The 2,695-nt window shown below is 57.5% G+C and carries 5 protein-coding genes; 3 read left to right on the top strand and 2 right to left on the bottom strand.

The genetic code is table 11. The features are described from left to right. The 3 genes from NKH16_RS34745 to NKH16_RS34735 form a co-directional block, all read left to right on the top strand. Window positions 1-220 (top strand): DUF982 domain-containing protein (locus NKH16_RS34745; protein WP_352903948.1); only part of this gene is annotated, 220 nt, incomplete at its 5' end. A gap of 108 nt (window positions 221-328) precedes the next feature. Next, window positions 329-469 (top strand): DUF982 domain-containing protein, encoded by a 141-nt coding sequence (locus NKH16_RS34740; RefSeq protein WP_352903946.1) that lies wholly within the window; start codon window positions 329-331, stop codon window positions 467-469. Between the two features lie 1,149 nt (window positions 470-1,618). After that, window positions 1,619-1,918, top strand: a complete 300-nt coding sequence (locus NKH16_RS34735; protein ID WP_352903945.1) for a DUF1236 domain-containing protein — start codon at window positions 1,619-1,621, stop codon at window positions 1,916-1,918. Window positions 1,919-2,044: 126 nt separating this feature from the next. On the opposite strand, the gene NKH16_RS34730 is transcribed toward NKH16_RS34735, so the two are convergent. Both NKH16_RS34730 and NKH16_RS34725 read right to left on the bottom strand, forming a co-directional pair. Continuing rightward, window positions 2,045-2,353: a DUF2934 domain-containing protein gene (locus tag NKH16_RS34730; RefSeq protein ID WP_502911784.1), complete on the bottom strand. Its 309-nt coding sequence runs from the start codon at window positions 2,351-2,353 to the stop codon at window positions 2,045-2,047. A 115-nt stretch (window positions 2,354-2,468) separates the two neighbouring features. Beyond that, window positions 2,469-2,695: hypothetical protein (locus tag NKH16_RS34725; RefSeq protein WP_352903943.1), on the bottom strand; the 227-nt coding region annotated here is incomplete at its 5' end.

Genomic DNA, 2,695 nt, shown 5'->3' with positions numbered 1-2,695 from the left:
GGTGTTCGTGAAGACTGAAACCGGCGTCAGGCATGGCTGCAACAATGCGAGGGCAGCCCTTGAGCAGCTCAAGACGTGGACCCGGCGAGGGCCTCGCTGGCATAAGGCGGTGACCCTCTGCCTGTCAGACCTAGAGGGCGATCCGATTGACCCTCAGGTGGTCCGAAAGGCCTTTGAGGCTGCCGCCAAGGAAGCCAAGATGTATCTCTCCCCTGAGTAGGAGTTGTCGTGGCAACCCACTGGTTCTCCCCTCCGGTGTACGTCAAGACCGACCGACCTGGGGTCACCTACGGGTGCAACAACGTCGAGGGTGCCCGCCGAGGAACTCATGAAATGGACCAAGATGGGACCCAAGTGGAGGAAGGCTGTGCAACTGTGCGCCGACGCTTTTCAGGACCAAGTGACTCCGGAAGAGGTCCGTCAGGCTTTCGAGGCTGCTGCCAGGGAGCAGGGGGTGTTCCGTGACTAGCAGGCCGGTGCCCACGGCTATGTTGGGACGGACCCGCTAGGCTGTCTAATGCTGACCAAGTCCGCGCTGCTCGAAATAGACCGGGATACGAGAGCATTCACTCTGGTCGGCGCATATATGGGCCATTTTGCACTTCTTGAAACTCGCATCGGAGCTGCTCTGGGCGAGGTACTTGGCGTTAATGGAGCACGTCGAGTAATCGAAACATAGGTTTCGACGAGAAGATCAAAACTCTACGCACACTGGGTCGTGTGGACTCTTGGGATTCCCAGGGCTGAGCAAATCAGATGCAAGGCTGTCTTTTGGAGGCAGCCATGGGAATTATGGATCGTCTGATCCTCCGCGACGACCAGTGGGTGCGTGTTTCAGCAATTCGTGGACACCCATTCCGCTAATTCGCGGACAGCGATTTCAGTAATTGCGTCAAGCTCTATGGAAATAAATTAGGGTCGGCGACCGCAGCAGACCAAAATCTCATGGTTTGGGACAGTCTGGCCGCCTTCGGACATGCCAAGGACGGCCGCAGGCAAAATTGATGGTCTACGGGCTAAAGGCAGCCGTTTCATTCGGACGTCTCCGCCCAGCTTGGTGCGACACTTGATCGCCGCGCCGCGCGATCTGCGGGCTTTCATTTCCGCTCGCGTAGCGCTTGGCAGCCCCAAGGGTTCGCCCGCCACAGTAAGACGGCGTGACGGGCGAACCCAATCAGCGCAGAACGGGACATAGCTGCGGGCGATGACAGGTGAAGCTGTAGGGGCGTTACCCTCACATCCGAAATCAATTGTCAGCTCACGATTATTCCGATTGCCAACACAGTGATGGATACTGCGAAAAGCGGTGCAAGTAGCCAGCGGGCTTAGATGGACACTCTTTTCCATGTGCTTGGCGAGATCGTCGCGCTCGATCGAGGGCCGATCGTGCGCAGCACATATGCGTCCCGTAAACTTTGCAGCGGGCAACGGATACGGCCAGTCACGATTCCGGGGGGCCGTCCTGTCCAGCCCATTGCGCACACCAATCAAACTTAGGTCGCTGGCGAGCGCGGACCAAAGTCCCAGCAAGGAACGTTTGGAGAAATTTCTGGTTTGGGTGTGCTTGGCGCGCGGCTGATGCGGTCCGGCGCCCAGAGTTCATACGAAGGAGATAACTATGAGAATGCATCTTTGCTCTGCAGCCGCAGGACTTCTGTTGCTGGCGGGCGTCGGCGCCGCTGCAGCGCAAGACGTGGTCATCGAACCGCAACAGGAAACGGTCATCAAGGAGTACGTGAAGAAGCAGCCGCTCGCATCGGTGAAAGTCCCTGGCGTGGAGCTCAACATCGGCTCAACCCTGCCCGACACGGTCGAGTTGCATGAAGTCCCCAATGTCAAATACCGCTACACCGTCATCGACAACCGGACCGTTGTTGTTGACCCAGGCACACGCAAGATCGTCAAAGTCATCGAATGACCTGAAAACCGCGAGTAGACTCCCGCCGCCCTAGATGAGCGGCGGGCTTGCTGTAGGCAGCCCAAATGCAAACGATTAGCGGACCTTTTGACTCCTTGAGTGGGCAGCGCGTGCAGTTTGCGCGCTTCAGGCGGTCGGGCTTCGTCGCGAACAGAATACCAGCAGATCGTTACCGAGGCGATCGATGAGGTCTTGAGCTTGGTCGCCGGTAATGCCTGTTCTCATCGCCAGCGCTTCCGCCGCTTCAATATCCGATTGACTCGCGGCGCGCTTGCCTTTCGTCCTTCGGCTTTGGGGTGCAGAACTTGGAAGGTCGGCACCAGATATTGCCGGTGGTCTTGCCCCGAGCGAGTGGTCTTCGTTCTCGATGTAAAACGTCGCCTTATTCCAGTGGCGCTCGTGCAAACCGTGCCTCTGGCCTTCTCGTTCCCAGATCTCATATGCGCGGCGTCGAATTCGTTCGTGTTTGTCGTCTGATACGGTCGTTCCTCCCCTGTGTTTTCACCCAACGCGAAAGAGCGCCGGAACGATCAGACCCTACACGCCGATTTCAGACAAAGAGGGTCAAAACCGGGAAGGCTGACTTACAGAGGAACCTACGCAGCGGCCGGTCGAGGATCCTGAGCATTTCGTTCTGTGGACCTGCTTCTTGCGCGATCCGACTTTCCCCCATACGAAAGCGGACTAGCAACAGGAGTTGATGAATGACCGAAGAGAAGAATCGCCAGAACGCGGAATTGATGGAATTGACCGCGGATATTGTCGCGGCGTTTGTCC

This window comes from Mesorhizobium sp. M1307 (assembly GCF_040318155.1).
Taxonomy (GTDB): domain Bacteria; phylum Pseudomonadota; class Alphaproteobacteria; order Rhizobiales; family Rhizobiaceae; genus Mesorhizobium.
Note: the sequence above shows the minus strand (reverse complement) of the source record. Positions and strands in the feature narration are given on the sequence as shown.

Excerpts from the sequence above, each read along its gene's own strand:
- NKH16_RS34740 (WP_352903946.1), top strand. The coding sequence starts at position 329 with ATGAAATGGACCAAGATGGGACCCAAGTGGAGGAAGGCTGTGCAACTG.
- NKH16_RS34735 (WP_352903945.1), top strand. The coding sequence starts at position 1,619 with ATGAGAATGCATCTTTGCTCTGCAGCCGCAGGACTTCTGTTGCTGGCG.